General features: G+C 64.0%; 23 protein-coding genes, 3 pseudogenes and 1 other annotated feature. Of the genes and pseudogenes, 7 read left to right on the forward strand and 19 right to left on the reverse strand.

The features are described 5' to 3' along the window. Positions 1 to 264 (reverse strand): transposase (locus QN358_RS16195; RefSeq protein ID WP_323512960.1); only part of this gene is annotated, 264 nt, incomplete at its 3' end. A gap of 169 nt (positions 265 to 433) precedes the next feature. On the opposite strand from QN358_RS16195, the pseudogene QN358_RS16200 reads away from it, so the two are divergent. Next, positions 434 to 679: pseudogene (locus tag QN358_RS16200) on the forward strand (IS3 family transposase); the annotation flags it as partial. A gap of 14 nt (positions 680 to 693) precedes the next feature. Here the strand turns inward: QN358_RS16200 and QN358_RS18935 are convergent. Continuing rightward, positions 694 to 1,245 carry a transposase gene (locus QN358_RS18935; RefSeq protein WP_416352016.1) on the reverse strand — a complete coding sequence of 184 codons (552 nt, stop codon included), beginning with the start codon at positions 1,243 to 1,245 and terminating at the stop codon, positions 694 to 696. Between the two features lie 497 nt (positions 1,246 to 1,742). On the opposite strand from QN358_RS18935, the gene QN358_RS16210 reads away from it, so the two are divergent. Next, positions 1,743 to 1,943, forward strand: a complete 201-nt coding sequence (locus QN358_RS16210) for a hypothetical protein (protein ID WP_323512961.1) — start codon at positions 1,743 to 1,745, stop codon at positions 1,941 to 1,943. 24 nt (positions 1,944 to 1,967) lie between these two features. On the opposite strand, the gene QN358_RS16215 is transcribed toward QN358_RS16210, so the two are convergent. Continuing rightward, complete coding sequence (locus tag QN358_RS16215) at positions 1,968 to 2,285, reverse strand: hypothetical protein (protein WP_323512962.1); 318 nt, start codon at positions 2,283 to 2,285, stop codon at positions 1,968 to 1,970. Positions 2,286 to 2,392: 107 nt separating this feature from the next. Next, positions 2,393 to 2,608, reverse strand: coding sequence for a three-helix bundle dimerization domain-containing protein (locus tag QN358_RS16220; RefSeq protein WP_323512963.1), 216 nt, complete (start codon positions 2,606 to 2,608; stop codon positions 2,393 to 2,395). Positions 2,609 to 2,923: 315 nt separating this feature from the next. Between QN358_RS16220 and QN358_RS16225 the strand changes: the two genes are divergently transcribed. Further along, positions 2,924 to 4,105 (forward strand): alkaline phosphatase family protein, encoded by a 1,182-nt coding sequence (locus QN358_RS16225; protein WP_323512964.1) that lies wholly within the window; start codon positions 2,924 to 2,926, stop codon positions 4,103 to 4,105. 149 nt (positions 4,106 to 4,254) lie between these two features. Here QN358_RS16225 and QN358_RS16230 read toward each other — a convergent pair whose 3' ends face one another. Then, positions 4,255 to 4,590, reverse strand: a complete 336-nt coding sequence (locus QN358_RS16230; RefSeq protein ID WP_323512965.1) for a hypothetical protein — start codon at positions 4,588 to 4,590, stop codon at positions 4,255 to 4,257. A 350-nt stretch (positions 4,591 to 4,940) separates the two neighbouring features. Here QN358_RS16230 and QN358_RS16235 point away from each other — a divergent pair. After that, positions 4,941 to 6,225, forward strand: a pseudogene (locus QN358_RS16235) (IS3 family transposase). After that, positions 5,210 to 5,340, forward strand: a sequence feature (AL1L pseudoknot). (Overlaps the previous pseudogene by 131 nt.) Here QN358_RS16235 and QN358_RS16240 read toward each other — a convergent pair. The 13 genes from QN358_RS16240 to QN358_RS16300 form a co-directional block, all read right to left on the reverse strand. After that, entirely contained in the window at positions 6,189 to 7,865 is a 1,677-nt protein-coding gene (locus tag QN358_RS16240; protein WP_323512966.1) for a PASTA domain-containing protein, read from the reverse strand. The pseudogene QN358_RS16235 and the gene QN358_RS16240 overlap by 37 nt on opposite strands. Further along, entirely contained in the window at positions 7,862 to 8,635 is a 774-nt protein-coding gene (locus tag QN358_RS16245) for a class F sortase (RefSeq protein WP_323512967.1), read from the reverse strand. The genes QN358_RS16240 and QN358_RS16245 overlap by 4 nt, the downstream gene beginning before the upstream one ends. Next, entirely contained in the window at positions 8,632 to 9,390 is a 759-nt protein-coding gene (locus QN358_RS16250; protein WP_323512968.1) for a lytic transglycosylase domain-containing protein, read from the reverse strand. The genes QN358_RS16245 and QN358_RS16250 overlap by 4 nt, the downstream gene beginning before the upstream one ends. A 28-nt stretch (positions 9,391 to 9,418) precedes the next feature. Continuing rightward, complete coding sequence (locus QN358_RS16255) at positions 9,419 to 10,198, reverse strand: phosphate ABC transporter ATP-binding protein (protein ID WP_323512981.1); 780 nt, start codon at positions 10,196 to 10,198, stop codon at positions 9,419 to 9,421. A 327-nt stretch (positions 10,199 to 10,525) separates the two neighbouring features. Further along, positions 10,526 to 11,332, reverse strand: a complete 807-nt coding sequence (locus tag QN358_RS16260; protein ID WP_323512969.1) for a hypothetical protein — start codon at positions 11,330 to 11,332, stop codon at positions 10,526 to 10,528. 143 nt (positions 11,333 to 11,475) lie between these two features. Then, on the reverse strand, positions 11,476 to 13,224 hold the full coding sequence (locus QN358_RS16265) for a substrate-binding domain-containing protein (RefSeq protein ID WP_323512970.1): 1,749 nt from the start codon (positions 13,222 to 13,224) through the stop codon (positions 11,476 to 11,478). Next, complete coding sequence (locus tag QN358_RS16270) at positions 13,221 to 14,591, reverse strand: PstA family ABC transporter permease (protein ID WP_323512971.1); 1,371 nt, start codon at positions 14,589 to 14,591, stop codon at positions 13,221 to 13,223. The genes QN358_RS16265 and QN358_RS16270 overlap by 4 nt, the downstream gene beginning before the upstream one ends. Then, on the reverse strand, positions 14,591 to 15,613 hold the full coding sequence (gene pstC, locus QN358_RS16275; protein WP_323512972.1) for a phosphate ABC transporter permease subunit PstC: 1,023 nt from the start codon (positions 15,611 to 15,613) through the stop codon (positions 14,591 to 14,593). Before pstC ends, QN358_RS16270 begins: the two co-directional genes overlap by 1 nt. Before the next feature lie 38 nt (positions 15,614 to 15,651). Beyond that, entirely contained in the window at positions 15,652 to 18,237 is a 2,586-nt protein-coding gene (locus tag QN358_RS16280; protein WP_323512973.1) for a hypothetical protein, read from the reverse strand. A 283-nt stretch (positions 18,238 to 18,520) separates the two neighbouring features. Next, positions 18,521 to 20,035, reverse strand: coding sequence for an Ig-like domain repeat protein (locus QN358_RS16285; protein WP_323512974.1), 1,515 nt, complete (start codon positions 20,033 to 20,035; stop codon positions 18,521 to 18,523). A 127-nt stretch (positions 20,036 to 20,162) separates the two neighbouring features. Beyond that, a complete protein-coding gene (locus QN358_RS16290) occupies positions 20,163 to 21,338 on the reverse strand; it encodes a hypothetical protein (RefSeq protein WP_323512975.1) in 1,176 nt (391 codons plus the stop codon). Between the two features lie 556 nt (positions 21,339 to 21,894). Then, positions 21,895 to 22,440, reverse strand: coding sequence for a hypothetical protein (locus tag QN358_RS16295; protein WP_323512976.1), 546 nt, complete (start codon positions 22,438 to 22,440; stop codon positions 21,895 to 21,897). Then, on the reverse strand, positions 22,434 to 22,988 hold the full coding sequence (locus tag QN358_RS16300) for an RNA polymerase sigma factor (RefSeq protein ID WP_323512982.1): 555 nt from the start codon (positions 22,986 to 22,988) through the stop codon (positions 22,434 to 22,436). Before QN358_RS16300 ends, QN358_RS16295 begins: the two co-directional genes overlap by 7 nt. Positions 22,989 to 23,247: 259 nt before the next feature. On the opposite strand from QN358_RS16300, the gene QN358_RS16305 reads away from it, so the two are divergent. Continuing rightward, positions 23,248 to 23,823 (forward strand): hypothetical protein, encoded by a 576-nt coding sequence (locus QN358_RS16305; RefSeq protein WP_323512977.1) that lies wholly within the window; start codon positions 23,248 to 23,250, stop codon positions 23,821 to 23,823. Between the two features lie 270 nt (positions 23,824 to 24,093). Further along, positions 24,094 to 24,381 carry a hypothetical protein gene (locus QN358_RS16310; protein WP_323512978.1) on the forward strand — a complete coding sequence of 96 codons (288 nt, stop codon included), beginning with the start codon at positions 24,094 to 24,096 and terminating at the stop codon, positions 24,379 to 24,381. Between the two features lie 479 nt (positions 24,382 to 24,860). On the opposite strand, the gene QN358_RS16315 is transcribed toward QN358_RS16310, so the two are convergent. Next, positions 24,861 to 26,144: an IS256 family transposase gene (locus tag QN358_RS16315; RefSeq protein ID WP_416352017.1), complete on the reverse strand. Its 1,284-nt coding sequence runs from the start codon at positions 26,142 to 26,144 to the stop codon at positions 24,861 to 24,863. A 237-nt stretch (positions 26,145 to 26,381) separates the two neighbouring features. Here QN358_RS16315 and QN358_RS18940 point away from each other — a divergent pair. Further along, positions 26,382 to 26,698, forward strand: a pseudogene (locus QN358_RS18940) (recombinase family protein). The last annotated feature ends 83 nt before the right edge of the window (positions 26,699 to 26,781 follow it).

Consider the following 26,781-nt stretch of genomic DNA (forward strand, 5'->3'; position numbering starts at 1 on the left):
GGGGAAGAACGTTCCCGCCCGCAGCTTCGGGATCGTCAAATCCAGATCCCCGGCGGTCGTGGTCAACACCCTGGGGCGGGTGCCGTTGCGGTGGGTGGTGCGCTCGGTCGTCCTCTCGAACGGGGCAGCGCCGATGAACGCGGTCGCCTCGGCATCGATCAGCTCCTGGTAGAGCGTCTCGGTCGCGACGCGAATCCGGTCGGTGACATCGGTGAGTTTCAGCTCGCCAAGAAGGTCGAGCAGGGCAGACTGGTCAAGAGCCATCGTGTGTTGTGTCCTTGTCGTGAGATCTTTAGTCGGTTCTCACTGACCATCACACGGTGGCTCTTCACGTCGACGATCCGACGCTCGAAACCGGGGAAACCACACCACTCACAGGGACGCAACCATTGCCTCTTGGTTGTATGCGCGAACGAGCCCGCTGATAGAAGACATGGTCGGATCGATGGGCCGAGTCGCCTCGTGTGGCGACAACGCCGCGATGGAATCCTTCTTCAGCCTGCTGGAGAAAAACGTCCCGAACCGACACTCCTGAATCAGCCGGGACCAGCTCCGCCCCGCGATAGTGACCTGGATCGAACGGACCTACCACCGACGCCGCCGACCGCCCCGCCTGAGCCGTTTAACGCCCATCAAATTCGAGGCCATCATGAACACGCCAGCCGCACCGGCTGCGTGACTCGAAACTGTCACCTACTCGTGCAGCAGACCCGGATTCTCCTTCAACCCGGTCTTCACCCGTTCACGCAAAGGCCCTGGCGTGGTCAGCTTCTCGGCGCGTGGCCAGCGGGCAGCGTCGAATGCGATCCTGTGCGCCGAGGTGGCACGGTACACGCTGCGGCCGATGATGTTCCGGCGCAGCTCCCGCGAGATCGTGGAATGCGACCGGCCCAGCCTTCGCCCCATTTCCCGGACGCTGAGGTGTTGTGCTTTCCAAATCATGATCTCTTGCCGTTCCTCGAACGACAACGATCGTCCCTTCAGATTGCGCCCCCACCGGGGCCGAACACCACCGTGATCTTGGATGTGAGCGAACACGGCGGTCTTCTTCCAGCCCAGCAGGACCGCGATTTCCTCGCCGGTCCGGCCGTCCTCCCGGAGGTCCCAGAGCTTCGTAACAACGTCGGGGAGCATCCGCTCGGAGAATTGTCCAGACATATCGATCAACACCATCCACAGGGTAAGTGGTGCAATCACCGCTAGAACCCGCCGTAGTTCAAACTCCGAATTCTCGAATGCCCCCACTTCCGACCCCTCCGACACCCCGACCATTCTTAGCGTCGGATATTTCACGGATTCACAGGCCACCCCAGATGCAGAAAACACCGGGCCCTTGACCGTTCAGGTTTGTTCCTGGGTGTGGAACACGAGGCGGCGGTCAGGCGTTAACACTCTGCTGACTGCGTGTGGGGATTTTACCTGGGATTCACTTTCGGGTCCTATCGTCGGAGTGTGTTGAGGGGAAATCCGACGCTGACCGAGATCGAGCTGCCCGACGTTGTCGATGCGCAGACGTCGTTCTGGACGAATCATGCTGAGTACCGGATCCGGAGCTTTCAGGACGACTCGTGGTACTTGTTCCGGGTTGAGCACCCCGTTCCCCGGATCACGCACTTCCTTCACGCCCGAGGGATCTTGTGGGTTGCAGCGCCGGTGAATGAGGGGCGAAGCATTCACGCTCCAAGCTGGCGTGACGCGATCCGCCGTGTCACCACGTAGATCAAACGGGAAGGCAGGCACTGATGTTGGCATTTTCGGAGTTCTTCTACTTGGTCCATGCGGGGCAGGGCCGGTGGGTGATCCGGCACCGCCTCACCGACGAGCTCGCCGGCACGGTCACTCGTACCGGCGCTGGGTTCGCGCTGCTTGACGACGAGGCACGACCGGTTGGCGAGTCTGTGAGCATCGAGGGCGCCCTCGGGCAGTTGTACGCAACCGTGTAAGGGTCTGCGCTGACAGGGGAATCGCTACCGGAACGGGACTGGGATGCTGCCCATTTTTTCCCACCCGGTTTGTAACAGGGCCACGCCGGGCGAGTATCGGCGAATCGCCCTGTCGACTGTGATGGTTCTGATCCGCACCTGGTCGGGGCTTTCAGCGACGATATTCATCCGGAAGGCGCCGGGATTCTCGCTCACGAGCACCGGTCCAGCGCCAGGAATCAACACCATCATCTCGTTGGTATGCAGCAGAACGTGTTCAAAATTTCGGCGCAGGTTCTGACCCAACCCTGAGAGGTCCGTCCGGGGTTGCTCGGAACGAATGCTAGCTGTCATCGCGATCATGACAACCAGACTGCGCACCCAAGGTGATCAGCGGGTGAACAACACCTGAGCCGGCCCCGTGAACGCCCCTAGCGCGCGCCAAGGGCTACGCGATCTGCACGTCGGGTCTAGTCCGAGGTTTTCCTGTTTCGTTCGGCGCGGAGCGTCGTTTTCGAGGCGTGTTCGACGAGGACGGGGATGTAGTCCCGAAGCGGCTTATCAGACAGATCCTTATACGCGGCCTGCACCACCATGCTCACCCGTGCCGGCGAAACGCCGGAGAATTTCTCTGTCAACCGGCGGACAACATCATCCACAGCTGCCTGTTCCTGTTCAGCGTCCATACCCACAGTGTGCCCGAAAACCGGGTCCACCACACATCCCTTCAGGCCATCTGGCACCCGTTGAGGTTGGGGCAATACGGACGGTTCTGCAGCACACTAGACGAGACAGACCAGCGCCGATAGCACGGCGGCACAAGGGCGCGAAATGTACATCGGGCGGTACCATTATCGAGACGGGCGTCCGCATCCGCGAGTTCTGTGCCGCATCCGATTGGTGGGCAATAATTCACTCGCCCGGCCTGGATCTCCGGCCGCCTTTGTGTTGTGCTGTGCAGACGGTCCCGTTCGGTGGAGCGGCGTGAGGGTGGGATGATTGTGAACGAATCGGGTCAGAGAGTCATCGTTTTCATTCAGGAGAACAAGACCACCGATTTCTATTTCCCCACCCTTACCGAGTGGGGTGCACAGGTCGCCAACCAGGGGAACCTGCTCAGTGCGCCGCCGAACTACGATCAGCCCCACGACCGGAACGCGTGGGTGCACTACGCCTCCGGCGACTACCCCGGGTTGGTGGCGCAGATCGATAACGACACCGTGATTCCGTTCTACAGCTGGTTGGCGAAACAGTTCGTGTTCGCCGATCATCACTTCGGGTCCGGTTCTAACTCCACGCCCGGGCATATGCTCGCGATCGGTGGCCAAATGCCGACGCTGAAAAACCCGCCGTTCATCGGCCCGCACCCGGTCTGGGACATCCCGTCGATCTTTTCCGTCGCCGAGCAGGCCGGGGTGTCCTGGGCGGCGTTCCCTGATCAGGGCGGTTACCCGACGAAGTTCTATAAAACCCTGAACGAGGCCCCCGGCTCAGGCAACGTCTTCCCGCCGAAAGATTTCATCCCGATGGCCAAAGCCGGCACGCTGCCGGATATCTGTTACGTCTGGAGCCCTGGCGGGTACGACGAACACCCACCACATGTCAGCGACCCCGGCTATGTCAGCAAAGGCCAGGGCCTGGTCTGGGATCGGGTGCAAGCCGTCATCGACGGCGGTGGCTGGGAGAACACGACCTTCATGCTGACCTGGGATGACTGGGGCGGCTACGCCGACTCCGTCCCCACTCCGAACATCGAAACGGTTCCCGACGCTATCCATCCCGGCGGGTTCCAGGTCATCGGCGGTTCCCGGATCCCGCTGATCATGTTCGGCGGGCAGATCCGGCAACAGATCGACCCGGAATGGCACTCGCACGCCTCGATCCCGAAGACCATCATTGACCTACTGGGCCTGCCACCACTGGGGGTACCGCGAGTCGATACCGCACCGTCCCTAGCCCAGCACGTGGACCGCACCCTTCACCGGCCGGTACCGCCCGCTCCGGGCAGCATGTTCCCGCAGCCGACACCGCCGTCGCCCACACCCGCACCGGTCGCCCCGCAGCCCTGGGCCGGACCGGTCGGCGTTCCGATGCCAGCCCTTGTCACTCTGGACGGCAGCGCCCTGCCCGCACCAACCGACGGCACCGTCCGTATCGCAGCCCCGAAACCGCTGAAGAACTGACACCGGTGTCCGAGGGTGGTTCTGTGACGGTGTTTCGGGGAGGGCCGGCGATCGAGATTGCTTGTCCGGATAACGAGGTCTTTTAGACCGCGTATATCGACGTCCTTAGACAAAGCGGCGCTTTGTGTAGGCGGTGCTACCGGCTGGGGTTAGAGGACCCGGTGGATGGTGATTGGGATGGGGCTGTCTGCTGTGGAGTAGCGGGGTGCGCCGGCGGTGTGGGTGGTGGGGTGCCAGCTGGTGTGGGCGTTGTCGGAGATCGCGGTGATGGTTCCGTCGTCGTTGTGCTGGTAGGACCGTGCTGTTTGGGGTGTGTTGGTGGTGGGCGGGGTGTGTGTCCAGGTGTCCAGGAGTGTTCTGGTTTGCTCTGCGGTCAGGAGCACGGCGTAGCCGTGCTGGGGCTTGTTTGGTGCGGGGTCGTGTTCTGCGTGGTCAAGGGTGATGGGGCGATCTAGGGCTGTTCCGGTGATCACGATTCGGTTCATGGCAGGTTCGCTCTTTCGGTGGAGAGGCTCTGGTGTGTGTTGCCGGGGCTGGTTCATGGGGGCGTGGGGGTGCTCGGTGCCCACGCATGGGGTGTCGAGGATGGGGTGTTGGTGGGTGGTGGGGTGGGTGTGTAGCGGGCGACGGTGAGCGTGATGATGCTGCCGAGTGGCGCGGCGGTGCCGGGGCTGGGGGAGACGGCGAGAACGACGTCGGTGGCGTGTGTGGTGCTGTCTTGGTAGACGATCTGCGGGGCGAATCCGGCGGCCGCGACGGTGGTAATGACGGCTTGTTGGGCTTGAAGCGCCCCAGGTTTGATGCCGCATCCTTTTGAGTTGTAAGGATGTATGTCATGCCGAAGAAGATCGATCCTGCTGTCCGTGACCGGGCAGTGCGGCTGGTGCAGGAGCACCGGTCGGAATACCCCTCGCTGACGGCCGCGTCAGCGGCCGTGGCCCGCCAGGTCGGCGTCGGTCACGAATCGAACCGTCCTAGTGGTCTTCAATCAAGGTGCCATAAACACGCGACGGTGTCACGTCGGTGGAGCATGCCGAGATCAAACGATTGAAAGCGGAGAATAAGCGCCTCCGCGAGGACGTCGCGATCTTGAAAGCAGCGACGAGTTTCTTTGTGGGGGAACTCGACCCCCGCAACCACTGATGATGGGCTTCATCGACACGATGAGAGCCGAGGGGCACGCGGTCGAGTCGATCTGCCGAGTCTTGCGCGAGCAGGGCCACCAGATCGCCGCGCGCACCTACCGATCCCAGCGGCGTGGCGTCATCGCCGCGCTAACAGTGACCGACGCACTGGTCGTCGACGCCGTCCGCGACGTCGCCTGGACCACTGTCGTGGACGCGGCCGGGTGCAAGCGCCGCAAGCTGACTCCGGAAGGGCTCTATGGCCGGCGGAAGATGACCGCGCTGATCCGACGCACCACGATCCCCGGCGCATCGCGCGGCTCGATCGACCGTGCCATGCGGACCCTCGACTTGGCGGGCATCCGCCGCGATAAGGGCATCCGCACGACGATCCCCGGGAAAGACGGTGTCCGTGCCGGGGACCTGCTGAACCGGGACTTCACCGCGCCGCGTCCCGATCACACTTGGGTGATGGACTTCACCTACTGCCGTACCTGGGCAGGTTGGGTGTACGTCGCGTTCATCGTCGACGTGTTCTCGCAACGCATCGTCGGCTGGCATGCGCAGACCACGAAACATGTCGAGCTCGTGATGATCCCGCTGCGAATGAGTCTCTGGGAACGCGACCGGCAAGGCCACCCCATCCAGCCGCGGCAGCTACGGGCACACTCGGATGCGGGCTCTCAATACACAGCGGTGACCTACACCGAGAAACTCGCCCTCGACGGCATCGCGCCCTCGATCGGGTCCGTCGGCGACGCGTACGACAACGCGCTGATGGAGACGATCAACGGCCTCTACAAAGCCGAATGCATCCGCACGACAGTGTTCCACGACGGCCCCTACAAGAGCATCGCTGACGTCGAGTACGCGACCGCCGGCTGGGTCGAGTGGTACAACAACCGTAGGCTTCACTCAAGACTCGGCTACGTCCCACCAGCCGAGTACGAGCAAGCCCACTACGCGACCCTCAACCGAGAGCCGCAACCCGCATAGGAGCGGCAGAAAACCTGGGGCGCTTCAGCTTGTCCGGTGAGGTGATCGGGGATGGTTTGGTTGCCGCTGGCGATGCTGAGGTTGACGGTGGCGCCGGTGGTGAGGATGGTGCCGAAATCCGGTTCTGAGCGGAGGATGGTGCCGGCGGGGGCGGGGCCGTCTTCGGGGCTGATCGTTCCCGCGGTGAGGTTGGCGGTGTGCAGGGCGGTTTGTGCGCCGGTCAGGGTCATTCCGCGCAGTTGCGGGATGGTCGCGGGGGCGCTGCCAGTGGAGAGCAGAATGGTGACGGGTTGGTTGGTGGGGATGGTGCTGCCGGCGGCGGGGTCGGTTCCGGTGACGGTGTTCGCGGGGAGGCTGGGGTCGGGTTGGTTTCGTTGGCCTGCGATGGTGATGCCGGCGGCGGTGAGGGTGGTGGTCGCGTCGGCGAGCGAGTCGGTCGTGACGGCGGGCACGGTCAGGGTGTGAGGGGTGCTTGCGGCTGCTTGGCCGGTCACGGCCCAGTACGAGCCGAGGGCGGTGACCAGTACGCCGGCGCTGAGGATTAGGGTCAGTTTCGCGGCCGGACTGGCCGGGCGTCGGCCCTGCCGTGCGGTGCCCGGTACCGTGCTGCGGGCGGTTATCACGGGGATGATGTCGGTTTTCGGTGCCGGGTCGGTGACCGGCAGCGACGGAAGTGTGGCCGTGGGTGTGGGGTCGGTGGGGTGCTGCCGGTCGAGGTGGTGGGCGGTGCGCAGCCAGCGCAGCTGTTCCTGGATTTCAAGGAACGAGCCGGGCCGCCGGGTGGGGGCCTCATTCATGGTGTCTGAGGCGAGTTTTTCGAGTTCGTGGAGGATGTCCACGTTCACCCCGGCCAGACCGGGCTCCGGGCGGGGTGCGCCGGCCGGGGTGTGGGCGAGCAGACCGGCGAGGGCGCATCCGAAACCGAAGATGTCGCTGTGCCGGCTGGGAGCGCGTTTTCGTGTTTGTTCAGGCGCAGGGTAGGTGAGGTGTTTCGTGAACCGCTGCCACATGGCCGTGGTCAGGGCCGGGTCCTCGATGTCGAGAAGTTCCGCAGCCTGAGGGCCGAAGTGAATAATTTTCGTGTCCGGGGTGCCGGTCGGGTCGGTGCCGAGCAGGATGGTGTTGGGGCCGAGATTACCGTGCACGATGGCGTGCGCGTGCGCGTGCTGCATCGCGGCGGCGACCTGCTCGGCGACACGGAGAACATAGTCAGGCCAGTCCGCGGGTGTGCTGCGGATGCTGTGCTGGTCGATGGTTTCGGCGGTGATGAGTTCTCCGGCGTACCACGGTGTGGCAACGCCTGACCAGGGGGCGGTTCCGGCGTTATCGATGCGGGCGATGTGTCGGTGCGCGAGTTCCGCACCGGAGCTGGTCATTGCTTGAAAGAGTCTGCTCGCGGCTTCGTCGGTGCCCAGTTCTGGTCGCAGGATCGTGATCCCTGTCGCCCGGTCGAGCGGGATGTCGACGGCGGCGTAGGTGAGCGTCAGCGGGGTTTGTCGGAGCAGTTCGCCGAGCTGGTATCGGCCAGCGAACACCGAATCGTTGTCTGCACTCTGGGTTCCCGCGGAACCAGCGGAGCTGTCGTTGGGCAGGGCGCTCGAGTCGCGGCGTTCTCGCCGGGCGGGAGTGTTCCCGGTCACGGGGTGCCTGCCGGTGGGGTGAGTTGAGCGTAGACGACGAAGTTCTGTTGTGAGGAGGTACCGCCGTGGTATTGGAAGCAGGTGATCAGTACGAGCCGTCCGGGAACTTTTTGCCAGAGTTCTGTTTGTTGACTGAGGACGGTTTTGACGTACAGCTGCGTGTCGGTGATGGTGTAGTCGTAGCTGCCGTTACCGGTACCGACGGTGATGTGGTCACCGGGATGCACCGTGTATTGGCTGTTCGGGATGTCTAGCAGCGGGTTGAAGACCGCGCCGCCGGCCCCGCGGTAGGTGTGTCCGGCGATGTAGACAGTGTTGGTCGCGGCGGGGCCGGCGGTGCCGTAGCCGCGGATCCAGTACGCCTGGGCCGGTCCTGGCGGATCGACGGTGCCGTCAGCTGAGACGCTCATCGCCCCGACCGTGGCATGCAGATTGATCGCGGGGATATCCAGGCTCACCGGCTGGCCAGGCACCGGGGCGACCGGTTCGTCGTTCGTTGCCGTGTCGACGGTTGGTGTGCCGGCTTCTGCTGTCGGACCGGCGGACGCCGAGGCGGGCATGTCGGAGGAGCTCAGTGACTGCGCGGCAGCGGTTGGCGTGACCGGGCTGCTAGCGTGCTGCAGGGCGGGGCTGAGCAGGACCACGGCGGCGGCGAGGGCGGCGGCAGGGATGACCGCCCACACCCAACCGCGCACAGGCAGTGTCGGTGGGCGTTTCTCGTGGCGGGGCGCACCGTGTTGGTCGGCGGCGCCAGGTCGGCGGTGTGTCATTGGCTGCTTTCGGTGGCGTACGCGTCGGCTTGAACTCGGACCTGTTCCAGATAGCTGTCACCGTGGTTGTAGGCCAACACTGCGGTGCTCCACCCGTTGTCGGTTCCGAGGTTCCCGCCGGCGACGCAGAGGTAATGCCCGGCACTGAGCGCGGCGTCGTCGATATTGTTCGGGTCGGCGGTCAGGTCTCCGTTTCCGTCCATCCCATCCATCGCCCAGGTGCTGGGCAGGAATTGCATCGGCCCGACGGCGCGCGCCCACCGCCCGGGACCATCCAGTGCCGGATCAGTATTCGGAAGGGCTTGGGTGTTGTCGCTGCCGTCTAGGGCGGGTCCGAGGATGCTGCCGGTCAGGTTCCCGTCCGCGCCGATCTGGGCGCCGCCGTGGGTGCCGTGGCCGGATTCGATGTCGCCGATCGCGGCGATCGTGTTCCAGCCGGCGTGACAGCCGGGATCCGTGCTGGCCAGGCTGACGGCGGCCGCGGCGTAGCCTTGCAGCGCGCGGGCCGGGATCCCTGTCGATGCGGACACCCGGGCCAGCCAGCCAGCATCGATCCCGGAACGAGGCACGGTAACCGGGGCGGTGGCCGCGCTGGCCGGTTCCGGCGCGACGGCGGCTTCGGGTTGAGCGGCGACCGCGGGCGCCGCGGTGGACGGTTGCCGTGCGGCCGCGGGGGTCGTTGTGGCGAGCCAGCAGAGCGCGGCTGCGGTGAGGATGACGGCGGAGGCTGCGGTGCTGAGGGTGCTGCCGCGCATCAGTAGGCCCGCCGGGTGCTTGCGGGCATCAGCCGAACCTGCCGTTGACGTAGTCGGTGGTGCGGGAGTCTTGGGGGTTGTCGAACATCGCTGCGGTGTCGCCGTGTTCCACGATCACGCCCGGGGTGTTTTGTGCGGCGAGGAAGAACGCGCATTCGTCGGAGATGCGGTGGGCTTGTTGCATGTTGTGGGTGACGATGACGATGGTGACCTGGCCACGGAGGGACTGGATGGTTTCCTCGACCCGGCGGGTGGAGGTCGGGTCAAGCGCGGAGCAGGGTTCATCCATCAGCAGGACGCGGGGGGACACGGCCAAAGACCGGGCGATGCAAAGGCGTTGTTGTTGACCGCCGGAGAGCCCGCCGCCTGGTTGTTCGAGGCGGTCTTTGACTTCGTCCCAGAGCGACGCTTTCCGAAGGGAGTCTTCGACGAGGAGGTCTTTTTGTTGCCGGGTGGCGCGGACGCCGGCGAGTTTCAGGCCGGAGATGGTGTTGTCATAGATCGACATCGCCGGGAACGGGTTCGCTTTTTGGAACACCATCCCGATTTGTCGGCGGGCGGTCGTGATCCGTTCGCCGGAGTCGTAAATGTCGTGCCCGTCCAGGCGCACCTCGCCGAACAGGGATGCGCTGGGGATCAGTTCGTGCATCCGGTTCAGCACCCGCAGGAACGTGGACTTGCCGCACCCGGAGGGTCCGATCAGGGCGGTAACTTCACCGGCTTTCATGGTCAGTGACACCCGGTCCAGGACTTTGTGGCTACCGAACCATGCGGAGATGTTCTCAGCGTGTAACTCTGCTGCATTCAATGCACCGAAACGACCGGTCTCTTCGTCACTGATCGGGGTGGTGTGCGCGTCGACGGTTGGGGCGTTGAGCAGGGCCTGGAACGGCGCCGCGGGTACCGGCTGGGTGACAGAGGTTGCTTCTGGCCGGTCAGCGAAGGCAGACGGTGCGGATTGCGGGCCGAACACCGGCGGTGGTGCGAATTCGGTTGCGGCGGGGGATTCTGTGGGCGTGTCGGTGGGTGTGCTGCTGGTGGCTGGTTCTGTGTGGGGCGTTGATTTGGTTCGGCGGGTGAGGATGCTCACGAAGTCTTCTTTCTTCCGGGGCGGCCCGGTGCTGTGCCCGAGGGGTCAGAGGAGGTTGGGGAAGAGGTAGTTGGCGGAGGTGCTGGTCATCAAGAACACGGCAGCGATCGCGGGCGCCCCCACGATCCAGGCCTGCCAGCGGCCCCACCGTTTCCACAGCCACACTGTGCCGAGGGTGACGGCGGCGAGGAGTTCGAGCAGCAGAACGGTGGCGAACAGGTTCGATGTGTCGGACGCCATCGGCGCTTCGGTGTCGTAGAGCGAGTTCGTCAGGATCCGGGCGGATGGCCGCGGGTAACTGTTCGTGATCAGGACAGCGTCCATGGTGACGGTGTCGGTGGGGAGGAAGAGTTCGCTGCCTTCGCCTCCAGTGATCAGGGCGAGGTGGCCTTGATCACCGGTCGATGCGGCCGGGGGAGGGTCGCCCGGGTTCCGGAATCCGGTGACTTGGTAACTGCAGGTCCCTTCGCCCATCGTGATGGTGAACACGTCGCCGGCGTGCATACCCTTCAGGGCGGTACCGGTTCCGCCGTAGGACGCAGCCCTCGCCATCAGGGTGCTGTCGCCGGCTTGGCAGGGCAGCGCGGTGTCGCGCTGGTGGCCGATGCCTTGCATGGTCTGCCCGGCCGCGGTGCCTTCCACGATCACTTCGTGGCCGATCCCGACCTCGGGTGCGACCAGGACGGCAAGCGGGGTGCCGGGGTCCCAGGGGCGTTCGTTGGTTTGCACCGGCCCGATGGGCACGGATCCGGCGGCGAGGGACACCCGGATGGTGTCGTAGAGGTTTTTTTGGGTGAGGTAGTGCTGCAGTTGGGACAGGATCGCGAGGTTGAACAAGATCGCGAATAACACGATGCAGATTGTTTGCAGGGTTCGGGCGACGGCGGCGTTCGTTTCCGGGGCGTCTACCCAGCTCGGCGCTGGCGGTACCGGTCGCACCCGCTGCCCACCGCGAGGTGTGTCTGGGGTGGGTGGTGGTGCGGTGAGGGTCGCGGTCATCGGCGTGGTCCTCGAGGGTCGCGGACGATGCGGGCGATGATCGCCGGGCCCAGGAGCAGCACGACGAGCAGGATGCCGCCGATGATCATCAGCGTCTGTGGGGTGGTCCACCCGTTTTGGCCTTGCAGGACGGTGGAGACGGGGGTGATCTTGCCGCCGGCAGCGGTTTCCTGACCGGCCTGGGCGATGTCAGTCGGGCAGCCGGTCGAGGCCGCGTCACAGGTCGTTGGTGCGGCCGCGACCGCAGCGGCAGTCGGTACCACTGCCGCCGCTCCCGCCCCAGCCCCCCCTGCACCCGCAGACCCGGCACCGGCTCCCGCTCCAGCGGCTGCTCCTGCGACGGGGGTGTAGCTTGGTCCGGACGCGGCGACGCCGGAGCCGGGGAGTTTGAACGGTGCCTGGCAGGCTGCGTCGCAGCCTGGCGGGAACTTGGCGGTATCAACAAGCACGTTGTGTGAGGGGTCGTCGCCGGGTTTGAAGGTGGGGTTGTTGCACGGGTTCGCATTGCCGTCCAACGCGCCGGCTTTCGTCGCGGCCAGTTTCGCGGTGGTGTCCGCGTCAACGCCCGGGATGGTAGCGACTTGATCCATTGCTGCGAGGACGAGGTTCATCGGCAGCGGGGAGTAGCCCAGCGGACCCATTTTCCGTTGCCCTTCGCAGAGGGCGTAGGTGGTGAAGAAGCCGAGGGTCGCGCCTTTGCTATTGTCGAAACTTCCCGTCACCTGTTTCGGAACGATCTCGTAGGAGTACGCCGACAGCGGGTACGCGCGCGGGTCGTTGTAGCCGTACACCGCGGAGAGGTCCTGGCTGAGGTAGTTCGGTGAGCTCGTGTCGGTGTTGATGCCCGCTTTGATCAGTGACACGGCGACCGCGTCGGCGGTGGGGACGGTGTAAAAACCGGCCGCGTTTTGAATATTCGCAACCGGGAATCCGACAGCGAGGGGGTAGGAATATTCGTCGTAGTTGATCGTGTAGTCGGTGGACTGGCTGTATTTGGTGACCCCGTTCGAACCGGATTGGGCGGTGAAGGTCGGCACATTCTGGGTCGGGAAATACGACGTCGGCGAGGTCGGGTTGCAGCCGGCTGTTTTACACAGCGCGGCATAGTCGGCGGGGAATTCTTTGATCAGCCAGTTCGTGAACTGCGCCGTCGCGCCGGATCCTTCGGAACGAACCACCACGGTGATGGGTTGGGCGGGCAGGTTTACGCCCGGGTTAGTGGCCTTGATCTCGGGAGCATCCCATCTGGTGATCTGGGCAGTGAAGATCCCGGCTAACGCTGCTTGGGAAAGGTTCAGGGTGTCCAGTCGTTGCCCGTTCACGGGCACGTTGTACATGAACGCGGTACCCCCGGCGACGACCGGCAGTAACGAGTACGGGAAAGGTGGCACGGTGGTGTCTTGCGGGTCGCGGGTGTCGCCGGTGTAGGGAATCTCGGAGACGGTGTAGTCGCTGAGACCTTTCGCGAAACTGGTCCGGCCAGAGGATGACCCGTCGGGGTTGAAATCGACGACTACACCTTGCGCCTTTACATCGGTCTCCCATTGCAGCACCGCGTTCCCGGCCCAGGTCGAACCGTCACCGGAGATTCTGAGATAGCTGGCTGCGGACGCGGACATGCTGCCCGTGGTGATCAGGCCAAGCGCGAGGATGGCCGCTCCGGCACCGAGCAACCGGCGCCGGAGCGGCCGGCGTCCCGCTGAACGGATTGGCCGCGTCGGTGGTGCAAGGGTCGGCTTGTTCATCGGAGGGCTCCTAAAGCGATCAGGTCTTCGAGGGTCAGCTCGGGTGGGGGAGGTGTTTCGACGGCGCGGCGGGCGGTTTTGATGCGCCGCCTCGTGTTGCGGGATTTTCGTTCCAGCTGCCGGTATTGCCGGTCGGTGATGTCTCCGGCGGCGCGGCCACCAATCGCGCGGGCGATGATGAAGAGGATCAGCACCAGCGCGAGCAGGGTCGCCGCGGTCGCGAAGCCGCGGACGACGAGGTTGTGGGAGGAGTTTTCGATGAATTTCAGTGCCGCTAACGGCAGCGAGGTCTGCGGGGCGTTGAACGGGTCGAAGTTCAGGTTCTGCGTCACTCCGGAGGTGAGTAGCACGGGGGCGGTTTCGCCGATCCCGTGCGCGGTCGCGAGGATGATCGCGGTAGTCAGGCCACTTCGCACTGTGGGCAGCACGACCCGCCAAACAACGCTCCACTGCCCGGCGCCGAGCGCGAGCCCGGCTTCTCTGAGGTTCCCGGGGACGAGGCGGAGTACGACGTCGGAGGAGCGGATCATGATTGGCAGCATTAGAACTGTGATCGCCAGAGACGCAGCGAACCCGGAGGGTTGTTTCGTGATCAGAACGATCACCGCGGCGTAGATGAACAACCCGGCAACCACGGACGGGAGCGCGGTCATCGCTTCGACGATGGTGCGGACGAACTTCGCGAACCGGCCGCCTACCTCGTTCAGGAACACCGCACAGGTCAACCCCAACGGGACCGTGATCAGCAAGGCGATACCGATCTGTTCCAGTGTGCCCACGATGGCGTAAATGATCCCGCCGCTGTCCAGGTCCCCGAGCGGACCGACCAGGCCCATGTCTTGGGTGAAGAAATGAAACCTGGACCAGAAATCCTGCCCGGAGCTCGGGTCAATGATCCGGCCGAACACCTCGTTGCCGTTGAACAAGGTGAACCCGACGACCAGTGCCAGCGAGCCGACGACGACAACTCCGGCACCCCACAGCAGCACCGTCCAGAGCCGGTCGATGACCGCGGGGCCCGGGTTTCGAAGAAACACCAGGGTGGCATAGATGCCCAGGAACCAGAGAAAAGACACCACTAGCAGCCAGCCGACGGGGATGAACCCGAACACCAGCGTGAACAACACCCCGACGGAGAGTCCGGCGACGGCGGCGCCGACCACGCTCAGGATGTCGTCGCGGCTGAGGCCGACAACAACCCGGCCCGGGTCCGGTGCGTCGACCGGAAGATCCACGCGCGGTAAGCGGGTGCCCCCCGGGGTGCGTGCCGGTGGTGTTGAGGGTGGCGGTGTGTGGGGGAGCTCGGTGTTGACGGGTTCCGGTTCGGTGGGCTGGTCGGTGATCGGTGGGCGTTCGGTGAGAGTCATCAGGCTTCGCTTTCCGCACCGGAGCGGGATCTGGCGATGACGGTGGAGGCGGTGAAGTTGATGATCATCGTGACGATGAACAGGGCGAGCCCTGCGGCCATCAGTGCGGACATCGTGAACGGGTTCGCTTCCCCGTATTTCGTGGCGATCAGGGCGGCGACGGAGCTGGCGCCTTTGTGCAGGATTTGGAAACTGATCTGGTACAGCGGGGAAATGATCAGATAGATGGCGATCGTCTCGCCCAGCGCCCGGCCGAGGCCGAGCATGGTGCCGCCGATGATGCCGCCTTTACCGAACGGCAGCACGACGGCGCGGATCATGCCCCACCTGGTTGCACCGAGCGCGTAGGCGGCTTCTCGTTCCCCGATCGGGGCGCGGGAGAAGGATTCGGACATCATCGCGGTCATCACTGGCACGATCATCAACGCCACGACCAGGCCTGCGATCAGGGTGGAGGATTTGAACAGGGCATCGTTGGGGAGCGGGTTGTCTGGGTCGGTGCCGGAGACGGCGAAGATCGGGATCCAGCCGAACCACTGGTTCAGCCAGACCGCGAATGGGACGATGGCTTGTTCGAAGAAGTACAGCCCCCACAGCCCGTAGATCACCGAAGGCACCGCAGCCATCAGGTCGACGGTGGATTGCAGGGTGCGGCGAAGCCCTCCGGTAGCGATCTCGGTGATGAACAACGCCATCCCTAGCGCCAGTGGGATCGCAACGATCAGCGCGACGAGCGCGATCAGGATCGTGCCGGTCAGGACAGCGGCGATACCGAAGTGATTGGTTTCCGGGGACCATTCCTGGGTGGTCAAAAACGCCCAGAGGCCTTCGGAGCTGATCGCGGTGACCGCCTGGGTGCTGAGGAACACGGCGACGAGGACCATGATCAGGAGCACGATGATTCCGCCGGTGCGCGTCAACCCGCGGAAGATCAGGTCCGGGCGTTCCCGGACCTGCCGGATCCGGCGCGGTTTGGCCGTGTCGGCGTGGGCGACCGGGTAATCGGGTAGCAGTGTGGCCATCAGGAAAACGTCTCCAAGACTGAGGGGGCGGTGGTGGGTTAGCGTTTGCGGCGGCGGCGGCCGATGACGGGGGAGAGAATCCCGGCCAGCAGAGCGAACCCCAACCCGTACAGCAGGGCGTATTGCGGGAACCCGGACGCGACTGGGAGGCCCTGTCCGGCGTCGGATGCGGCGAGCACGATCGGTGCCGGGCTTGCCGGTGCCGCGGGGGCGGGTGCGGTCACCGGGTCGGGGACGGCGGCGGGCGGCGGCACGGCCGCGATCGGGCCGGTGACCGGTTGCGCGGCGACCGGCGGGGCGGCGGGTGCGGCCTGCGGAAGAGTTGCCGTGCTGGTGGTGGCTGGGGGGGTGTCGGTGATCGCGTTCAGGGTGGTTATCGCGACAGCGGCTTGCGCTTTCATCGCCGCGGGGAGGGGGGCGTAACCGGGAGGGAGCTGACCGGAGGTGATGCCGGGCGTTTGGCCGCCGGTGGAGAGGAAGTCAAGGACCGATGCGATGGTGCCCGCGTCGGCGTGACCCATCCCTGCCGTGTCGACTGCGGCGTACACGGGCATTGTCAGCGGGTACGCGCCCGCTTTGTAGTTCACCACGGCAGGTTCGGTGAACACCGTGTTGGCTGCCGTCGGGACGAGCCGGGTCGCGGCTGTGGTGAGGGTGTGTGTGTTCGCAGCCACACAGTTCGTTCCGTTGTCGTCACAGAGCTGCGCGGTTTGGAGTTGGAAACGGGCCGCGTTCGCAGCATCGGTGATACCCATAATTGCTCTGCCCCCGAAAGATTGTTGGACCGGTAACGATTTCCATTGCACCGGTGCGCACGACGGGGTTGTTCCTGAGTTACACCACACGCCCGTTGGGGGGTTTGCTCGGAAGGTGACCTTCGCGGCGAGGGCGACGTTAGTGTCCTGCGGATACATATCGATCAACGTCTCCGGGAGCGTTATATCCGAGTTCTTGATAGGGGCTTGTTCGTACCAGAGGATTTGGGGGTACGACTGGCTGGATGGCGGGTAGCTGGGCGCAATGCTGGAGTCAAATCCTCGAGGTGTCGTGGTCGCGTCCCGTTCGGCTTTCGCAGCAGCCTCAAGGGTGCTAGCTGTGCTTGCGCATTCGGTGTAGGTTCTCGTCGAGTAGAACGGGTTGATCGTTCGGCCATTACCGTCGGGGCAGCCGTCCAGGAAACTTTTCGCACCCGTCGGACCGGTGTCATTCACCAACCATTGCCACAGCTGGTTCGCGGAGTCTGACCGAAGCCCTTCGAGTTGCAAGTTCGTGATTTGCGCTGAAGAACCTGCGTAGTACGTGAATTCGGGGTTCAGGCTGAGAAATTCCGGGTCGACGAACAGATTCGTCGAGGGTTGAAACCACGGCGCTTTCGCTAGCAGGTCCAAGCTGGCACCCCAGGGGTAGCTTTGCGTCAGAAGTTTCGCGACCAGCCGGGCGTTCAGTTTGATCGGGTCCGCGCCACCCGGAGCGCCGAGCGGTATCCCGGCTTTCGCGACCTCCGCTTCTCCGGTCGCCACGTCCGGGTAGCCGCAGATTGCCACCTGGTCCTGGGTGATGACGTGTCCGAGGCCGCACGGTGTCCAGTCAACGTTCAACGCGATAACGGCGGCGGCGACCGCGACCGGGGCGTACACTGGTCGGCTCGTTGCGCCTTGCACCGGTTGGCTGGTGAAGATCAGATTTTCAGATCCCGCGGCGAATTGTCGACGCGCCTGGTAATCACTCAGCGCACTGAACCCGAGCGAGATCGACTTCGTGCTGCACACCCCGGGAAGCCAAGATGTCATCGCGGTGCTGAGTAGCTCCGATCCTCCAGACAGGGTTTGGGCCTGACCCGACGGGCACGAGGACGCCACGTCAGCGAAGGAAAGTTTCACTTGCAGGCGTTGCGCCCACGCGGACGGTTCCACACCGCTAGCATTGGGGAGCCCGGTGAGGAATGGCTTCAGGGTGGTGTTGAGCGGCACGGCAACCAGCCAGCAGTTGCGCACGCTCGGTTCATCCGCACGGTACCCGCAGCCGAGGCCCTGCGCTTCGGCGCCGGTTTGCATTTCGAAAGACCGCTGCCCGGCGCCGGTGGAGTCGATCGAGAATCGGGAGATCTCGTTCGTTGACGCCGCGCTGGTATACGGATTCTTGGCCACGTCACTCACCGTCGTTCCGTCGACGGCCAGAAATGGTGCTGCCACCTTTCCGGCCCAGTCTCCGCCCGTAATGAGCGGATCGGCAGCGATGGTTCGCAGATCGCGCTGGCCAGTATCGATGTCCGAACCGCCGACGCCTTCCTGACAGGTCGCCGGGTCGGGGCTGGTCGCGGCGGGATCGGGGGTTTTCCCGTCCGGGCCGGGCGCACCCCAGCACTGGAATACTTCCAGGTAACTGTGATCGACGCCGGATGTCGGGTCGTAGCCGTCTTTCGCCCCGGCAACGCTCACCGTGACGGCCTGGTTCACGAGGCCGGTGGTCTGCGACACTGTCACCTGCAGGCCACCGAGCCCGTTATCGGTTCCGAAGAAACTCTGGTAACCAGCATTGACCGGTGCTGCGACATCGTTGTATGTTTTCCCGCCGGTGTGCGGGATGACCTGTTCGGCGTTCCGCGGAACCGTGTCGGCCGGCAAGTTGCCAGAATTGTCCCACCGCACAGTCACGGATGAGGTGGTGCTGAGAACGCCCTGCGAACCCCAATCCGTGTTCGCCGCGGTCGCTGAGACCGGTTGTGTGGCGACAAGTACAGCCGCAGTGACACACCCGAGAGCTGCGACTCCTGCTGTCATCGAGAGGAGATGCCGCGCTGAGCGCAGCCGGCGGAGTCGCGATTGAACGGGGTCGGTCATAAAACACACTTCCATCACTTGCAGAGCGGTACGTGGGCAGGAGTTGGCGGGAACCGCCGAGGAAGGTTTACGGCCGTGTCCTGGTGCGCCGTTTCCAGAGGAAGCTCCAGCTGGTCGCGGCGGCAGCGGCGAGGAGCAGGACGATGCCGAACAGGCCGGCGGTGCCGGCGGGTGTGGAGGACGCCTCGGTGACCCAGTCGGTGAGCGCAGCGAACGGGGTGTTCGTTCCTGTGGCACCGGTGGAGGTCACGACCACTGCGACGACCGTCGCTGACGGGGTTGGGGTTGGTGTGGGGGTTGGTGTGGGGGTCGCGCCGGGGACCGTCACTGAGGCGGGTGCGGAAGCGGCGGAGCCGGCGTAGTTCTCGCTCGCGGTTGCCGTGTACGTCGCGGTGTAACTGGTAGTGCCGGCAGGCACGTTCGGGACGGTTGTGCTGGCAACACCGGCAGCGACCGGAACGCTGGTGATGACGGGAGTGCCGTCGGCGGTGTCGAATTCGACTGTCCCGGCGGCGTCGGTTGCGGTGGCCAGCGGGGTACCCGCTTGCACGGTCGCGGTGAGGGTTACTGTGGTTCCGGACAGCGTCGCAGTTTCTGTGACCGTGGTTGCCGTCTTGGGGTTCGGGACGGTGATGTGCGCGCCGGTCGCGGAGGTGGATCCGTTGAACGCCGATGCGGTATCGGGTTGATACACCGCGGTGATGATATGGTCCACACCTTTACTCAGCCCGGTGAGTTTCGTGGCGGACAATCCGCCGTTGACGGGGACTGGGTCTCCGACGGTTGCGCCGTCGGAGAGGAATTGAATGGTACCGGTTGCCTTCGCTTCGGCTGTGCTCGTGCCGGTGTCGGAAACGGTCGCGGTGACGTCCACATCGGTCGTGCTTGCGTCCAGGGTCGCAGTGACAGCGACAGCGGTATCGGCCTTTGGTGCGGCGAGCGGTGCAAACGTCCAGGTTCCGTCGGCGTTGACGGTAAGCCCGCTCCACGCACCGATGGTGTTACCGGACGCGTCTTGACTCAGATTCCCGAACCCGGTCTCTTGACACACCAGACCAAGATTGTATGTGCCTGCCGGTACGGCGGTCAGATTCCAGTGGTTGCCGTTCCAGTCGTACCAGGAGCTCGCGTCGGGGAATTCCGTTGTGGAATCCGAGAAGCTCCCGTCGGCAGCGGGTGTCACGAGGTCAACACCTTGGAGGTTCGCCGTCACGCCGTGACCGACAGGACTCCAGGCAGAGTTAAAGTTCACCCCACCTTTTACCGTTGTGGGAAGGTCGCTGCCGAGGATGAAGAATTGCGCGAATGTGCTCGCCGTCGCGGGCGCGGCCGGTTTCGGCGGGCAAATCAGATTGGTTGAGAGGGTGTAAGTGCCGGTACCTTTACCGGCGAGATCCGCTGCAGCGATCGTTGACGGGTTCAGCGTCAACGTGGCAGCAGCCACACCCGCAGCAGTCCGAACCGCCTGGTGAGCCGTCGACGGTGAAGCGGCATTTGCGGTGGCGGGGCCAAGAACACCGCCGAGCAGGAGGGCCGCCCCGACGGCGGTAGCGGTGATGAGGGAACGGGTGCCGAGACGCAATGTGCAGTCCTTTGCTGAGTATGGATGACCTAGACGGTCTAAAAAGATGTGGGCTTGGAAGAAGGTGAAGGGTGACTGTGCCAGATCGACGTGCAAACGGCACAGCCACCCATGTTTCAGTTCGTGACTAGTTGGTCCAGGCCGAGTGGATCCAGTCGGCGGTGGTCGCCGAGTAGGTCAACGGTTTGAACCCGAAGTCACTGACCGCGCCCGCGCCCGGGAGGGTGCTGGTGAGGAGCGTCTTCAGTGTGGAATCGAAACCCACGCCGCCTGTCGTGATGTGTACTGTCGGTGCGACGAGGTAGGTGTCGCGGTTGAAGATGCCGGTTCCGACACTCGGAACCGTCGAACCACTGCCGTAGAGGGTTCCTGGCACAAGAACCGTGCCGGAGGTGGTGACCGCGGTAGCGCTGTTGATGTTGGTGATCTTGAGCGTTGCGGCGTTGGTTCCGGTGAAGGTGCTCGTTGAGACGCCGTTCTTCTGGGAGATCCACTGGCCGGCCGAGAACGGGATGAGGTCACCAGCGGTGTTCGCTGCGGTGGCGTCGTTCTCATGCAGCGACGACGGGTTTGATGTGCTTCCCAGCACGTACGCGCCGAGGCTTGCGTTCGGCACGTTGATTGCGGTCTGGAAGAACTTCCGGGTTCCGGAGCTCGCCTGCGGAAGCTCGGGAATGACGGAGACGCCGTTGACCTTGACCGTCGCGGTTGCACCGGATCCGGTCACCACAACGCCGTCGGAGACGGACGTAGTTTCGTTGTAGACGTGGGTCAGCTGCGCCGTCGTGAAGTTCGTGATTCCCGAACCCTGGAACGCGACCGATACGGCGTCACGGGCGAATGGCACGAACGTCAAGTTGTCGTTAGTGGCGCCTGCGGTGACCGGGGTGGACGGCTGTGAGGAGGAACGGGCGATGTCGACATCGTTGTTCGAGAGCGTGATGACGTTACCGGCCGCGTCGGTGTAGACGTGGCTGCCGGTGTTCCATGAGGCGCTGAGCGACTTCACTCCGTCGCCGGAACCGGCGGGGCGTGCGTAGCTGATCCCCGCCGATTTGGTTTGGATGGTAGCCGAACCGAACGCGTCGTACGACGCGATGCTGGAGGCGACCGCGGCGTGGGTACCGTAGCCGTTGGTTTCGCCGTTCAGGACGCTTTGGATGGTGTCCGAGCCGGTCGCGGCGTAGGTGCGGAACGCGGCAGGTGACGGGTCGGCCTGCGCGGCGTTGGCGCCGGCGAGGACCAGGCCGAGAAGGACAGCGCTTGCGGCGCTGGCCTTGGCGATGCGTGTTGCTTTAGACAAGGTGTTTCTCCTTTATCATGGTTCTACTTGGGCTTGGCGTTTCCAGGCGCAAGTGTGGGTTTTATCCCGGGTTGCTCGTTCCAGTAGGCCTGGGGCGAGCATTTCCCGTTTCGCGGCCATGCGACCGCGAAACGGGGTCTGTGGGAGAGCTAACGGCTCTCAGGGTTCCTCTCGTCCTGCTGATGGCGGCGACGCTCGTACATATGCGCGCGCCAGAAGTGGGCGTCCGGCTGCGCACTCCGTGGCGTGAAGGTTCTGGATGCGCGGGAAGGTCGTGACTGGTCCATCGTCTCCGCCCCTCTTCCGAACACATCCCCTACGCCCGGCGTGGTACTCCGTGCTAGCCGGTGGCCGGTACGTTCCCGACCATTGACGAGTCTTGCCCCCTTTAAGGGCGGGCGGTAGCGGCGCGTGGGGAACGTTCTGGAAACGCCTGCGTGCGCTCCGGGGGGTTTCAGATGAACTCTTAACGAGTCTGATTTGAAGGGGTCAGGAAGTTTCAAAACGCGGTCTTATAGACGTCGTGCGGACCCTGTTTCAGTGTTTCGCGGTCCAATCACGGGGTGCTTGTGGGATGGACTGGGCCGGGCTCGAGGCCCAGTGCGTGACAGAACGTGGTCGGGTCGGCGGGTGGTTCAGCGGGGATGGCAGGTGCCGGGTGGGCGGGGAAAACAGCGAAGCTCAGATCGTTTTGCTGACAGAGCACCAGCGGGGGCACGAGGTCGGGGTGATCGGTTTGGGTGTCGATCGGACCGGGACCGAAGAATCCTCGCTCCCACAGGTCACGGCACTGCCCGATCGCAGTGGACCCGGTCAGGTCCGCGGGGTCACCTTCGTAGAGTTGGCCGGTGATGCTTTTCGAGTTGAGATCGGCGCTTTGGTAGCACGACACCTCCCGGCCTCGGACATCTGGCGGTGAAAGAACCACCCACGCGGTCCCCGCGAGCCCGACGGCGCCGACCACGGCGAGGGTGAGGATGCCGAAGAGCCGGCGTCTGGCGCGGCGGCGGTGCGGGTGGGCGGCGGCGAAGGTGAGGATGTTCCGGCGCAGCTGGTCACGTTCTTCTGCGCTGAGATTTCGGCGCGGCGGCGGGGTCACCATGTCTCCTCGCGGAACGCTTTGCGTAACCTCGCTCGGACGCGTTTCATTCTCTTGGTGACCGATGCGACAGAGATGCCGGCGAGGGTTGCGGTCTCGTCGTAGCTGAGCCCGTCGTGAATCAACGCCCGGTACACGGTCGCGTCCAGGGTCGGCATCAGGTCGACCTCTTTCTCGATTCGGTGTAGCAGGAACTGGGCATGGACTTTCATATCGAGGTCATCAACCTCGGACCCGTCACGCTCATATTCGGTGATATCAACCGTTGGGATGCGGCGACCCGCTCGACGCGCGGCATGTTGGCACCGAAACTGGGCTGCAGTCAGTAACCAGGGCAGGATCGAGCCGGTGCCCAACGAAATCTTCGCAAGATTTGTCCACGCCGCCGTGAAGACGTCTTGGGTGATGCTCAGCGCCTCATCATCGTCACCCGTCACCTGGTATGCATAATCGAATACCGTGGCAACGTACCGGTCGTACAGCCCGGAGAACGCTTCCGTGTCGCCGAGCAACGCCGCGTCGACGAGCAGATGATCAGGGATGGTGGGCATCACAGGCGACCCTACTGCAGCCGCTCAAAGTACCGCACCATCCCACAACGAATCGCGCTTATCCACCGTTCTGACCTGCACTGCACACCCAGACGACGCAATAACGTTCCTTTTAAAGACCCTGTTTTGGGGTGTCCTGACCTGGTGCGACAAGGTTTCGGATGCTGTTCGAATTCCGTGCTGTTTCGACGCGAATGGTTCAGGAACTCGTCAGATCCCCCTTGCCCGCAGACCGCACAGAGTGTGTTGGATGGTGGCCATGAGATCAAAATTCTTTAGCACCGCCGCCGTGTTGAGTGCCGGTGTCGTCGTCGTCGCTGGTGTGCTCCTCGCTGGTGGCCCCGCATCGGCCGCTACCGCGGCACCCGCAGCTTCCGCGGGCACCACTGGTCAGTCCTGTTGGGTAAACGTGGACACCCGGCAGACCGGCTGCTACCCAACCGGTGAGAATCCATTCCAACAGATCAGCCAAGCGACCGGCACCACGGTGATCGCTGTCCCATCAACAACCAGCCCGCAGAAGCCCCTACCGGCCGACACTACGGCCGCGCCGGCGACGAGTTACGTGCTGACCTCCGTCTGGTCCGGAACCAGCCAGACCGGCGATAACCAGGTGTACTTCACCACCAACGCTTCGATCTGCAGCGGCTTCACCTACGGGTTCCCCACCTTGGGTACGTGGAATGACCGAATCAAATCGTTCCTGTCTTTCAATGGTTGCAAAACGACGCTGTATGCCGATGCGAACTATCAGGGCCTCTCGTTCGGGCCGGGAGCATCAAGTAATAACCTCGGCTCGTTCAACGCCACCGCGTCCTCGCTCGTAGCCGGCTAAGCATTACCCGGGTCCTCCCGGGTAAACGTTCTCGTTCAGGGATGGATGAGGGTTCGGGAGCCCAGCACTGAAGCAAGGAGAACAGTGATCTGCTTCGGCAAGACGGGAAACCCGGTGCAGTCCGCGTGATAGTCGATGTTCACCACACCAACCGTGACCGACGAGGACGTTTCGTGCACGTAGATACCGGCGGGCGGCTTACACCCATCCGCCTGCACAAGCACAGTGACCGTGTCGCTGCTTGGGCTGGAACTGACCAGGACCCAGGGAATGAAAGCGTTATCGGCACCCAACGGCAACGTCACCCGCGGTAAATCCGGATTCGCCGGCGCACTCGTTGAAACCGGGTCACCCGTCGGCGCCGCCGACGCAGAAGCCGTCGGTGTGGGGGTGGGTGACGGTGTCACGACAGGTGGCCCTGGGGCCAGCGGCGGAACCGGGGGCGCCGGATCAGCGGCCGCGCCATCCGGCTGGGTGTCGGGGGTGCCTGCTGCCGCGGCCACCACGAACGGGCTGACCGCTGTTCCCCCTGCCGCCACGCGAGTCACCGGTAGCTGAGTCGCCATCGGGTCTGGCACAGGCGCGGCCGGTGAGAGGGTCGGGGTCGGCGGGTCAGAGGACGCAACCGGATCATCCGAGGGGGTTGGGGTGGGGAAACGCACCGGTGTCGCCGTGGCGTAGTTGCTCAGCTCGGAACGATCCCCGGCACACCCGCTCAGCAGAAACGGCAACGGCAGGGCGAAAACGATCAACATCAGCACAGCACGGTTCCGCTTCGACACGCTCGCTACCATCCGCCCCGTCGTCCAAAACTTCATTCGAAGATCCCTCTGGAGAACCGTCGCAACTCCGGATCGGTCCGCTTAGAACGTAGTGGGGGAACATGAACAATGACCCTCGTTTTGTGTTTGTTTCGATATGCGCAACCACAACGAAACTACCCGCGGCGTCCGTGTGGGGTGCTGCACTGCCCTGTCCGAACGACACTCTCGGCGCATCCGGGTCTGTAACGTTTTCGGTGTTTCCAGCATTTTTGGTTAGTAGGTTTCGGCTGCTGGCCAGCGGTCGGCGAAGGTGATCGCGAACGCATTCAGTGCGGGCTTCCATCGCACGGTCCAGCGTGTCCTGCCGGCCCCCGTCGGGTCAAGAGACCGGGTCACCAAGTAGAGGCATTTGAGCGCGGCGGCTTCGGTGGGGAAATGGCCCCTGGCGCGGACGGCGCGCCGGTAGCGGGCGTTCAAGGACTCGATCGCATTGGTGCTGCAGATCACGGTGCGAATCTCGACGTCGTAGGAAAGGAAGGGTGTGAATTCTTCCCACGCGTTCTCCCACAACCGGATGATCGCCCCGTACTGGCGGCCCCATTTCTCCGTCAGCTCCTCCAACGCCACCCTGGCCGCGGCCGCACTCGGGGCGGTATAGATGGGTCGGACATTCTTCTTGAGGGCGTCCCAGTCCTTCTTCGACGCCAACCGGAACGTGTTGCGGATCAGATGGATGATGCATGTTTGGACCGTGGTGAGGGGCCACACGTTCGACACTACCTCCGGCAACCCTTTCAGCCCGTCACAGACGAGGAAGAACGTGTCCTGGACGCCCCGGTTTTTGATGTCCGTAAGGACACTCATCCAGAACTTCGCCCCCTCACCGCCGGTCCCGGCCCACAAGCCGAGGACGTCTTTCTCGCCTTCCAGAGAGACGCCGATCGCCGCATAGATGGGCCTGTTGGCGACTTGCCCGTCACGGATCTTCACCACGATCGCATCGATGAAAATCGCCGCGTAAACGCCGTCCAAAGGCCGGTTGGCCCACGTCGCCATCTCCTCCGAGACCTTGTCGGTGATTCTCGAGATTGTTTCTTTGGACACCTGCGCCCCATAGATCTGCGCGAAGTGGGCGCTGATCTCACCCGTGGTCAACCCGTGGGCGTAGAGGGAGAGGACCATCTCGTCGACTCCGGTGAGGCGGCGTTGATGCTTCTTCACGATCACCGGCTCGAATGTCCCGTCCCGATCCCGCGGCACCTCGATCTCCACATGCCCGGTCGCTTCGGTCAGGATCGTTTTCGGTCTCGTTCCGTTCCGCACGTTCGAGGAACCACGGTCAGGTTCGGCGTGGTTTTTCTCATGGCCGAGGTGCTCGGTCATCTCTTCGTTCAGCGCGGTCTCGAGGACCGTTTTGATGAACTGCTTCAACAGCCCGTCCGGGCCGGTCAGGGACAGGCCCTGCTCGGCCGCCAGGCGCACCAGCTCCTTCGCCGCCAGTTCCTCCGCGGAGGGTTCCGGCTTGTTTCTTTTCACAGCATCCAGTGTCGTCATCACGGCACCTTCCCCGCCAGACTCACGCCCGACGTATCAGACCGGAAACACCGAATTCGAGACAGTCCCAAATGAAGCCACTGAACAGGTTGCCGACACGGTGACGGGTTACGACCGTTCACGAGACACCCCCAGCGGCTGATCGCCCTCCGCGTCATTGCGCGGACAGCGGTGTAACGGTTGCCGTGAACCCGCCCATGTAGCGCTTCCCCCCGTTTCTGATTGAGTCTGGCTGTGCGGGTGGGTTCCGGGCGGGTATCAACAAGAGATCAGCACGTCGACGGGCAGCGGGATGCCCTCCAGGCGGCAGGCCGCGAGGTGGTGTTCGTGGACTCCGCGTCGGGCAAACTCGCCACCGGCCGGGCCTGGAGAAAGCGCTCCTGTCGGCGAACCGTGCTGGCGACCAGCTGGTAGTGACGAAACTCGACCGGCTCACCGACAAGGGGGTGCAGGTTCGATTCGTCAAAGAGAGCCTGCTGTTCACCGGCGATGACACCGCGATGGCCACATTTCTTCTTTCCGTGATGGAAGCATTCGCAGAGTTCGAAGGGCCCTGATCAGAGAAGGGGTCAGCTCACGAAAAGGAATATCCAACACGATTGGAAGCGGCAACCAGTCGATTCTCGCGTGTTTCCGGGGC

The sequence above is a fragment of the Subtercola sp. RTI3 genome (assembly GCF_035018625.1).
Classification (GTDB): Bacteria; Actinomycetota; Actinomycetes; order Actinomycetales; family Microbacteriaceae; genus Subtercola; species Subtercola vilae.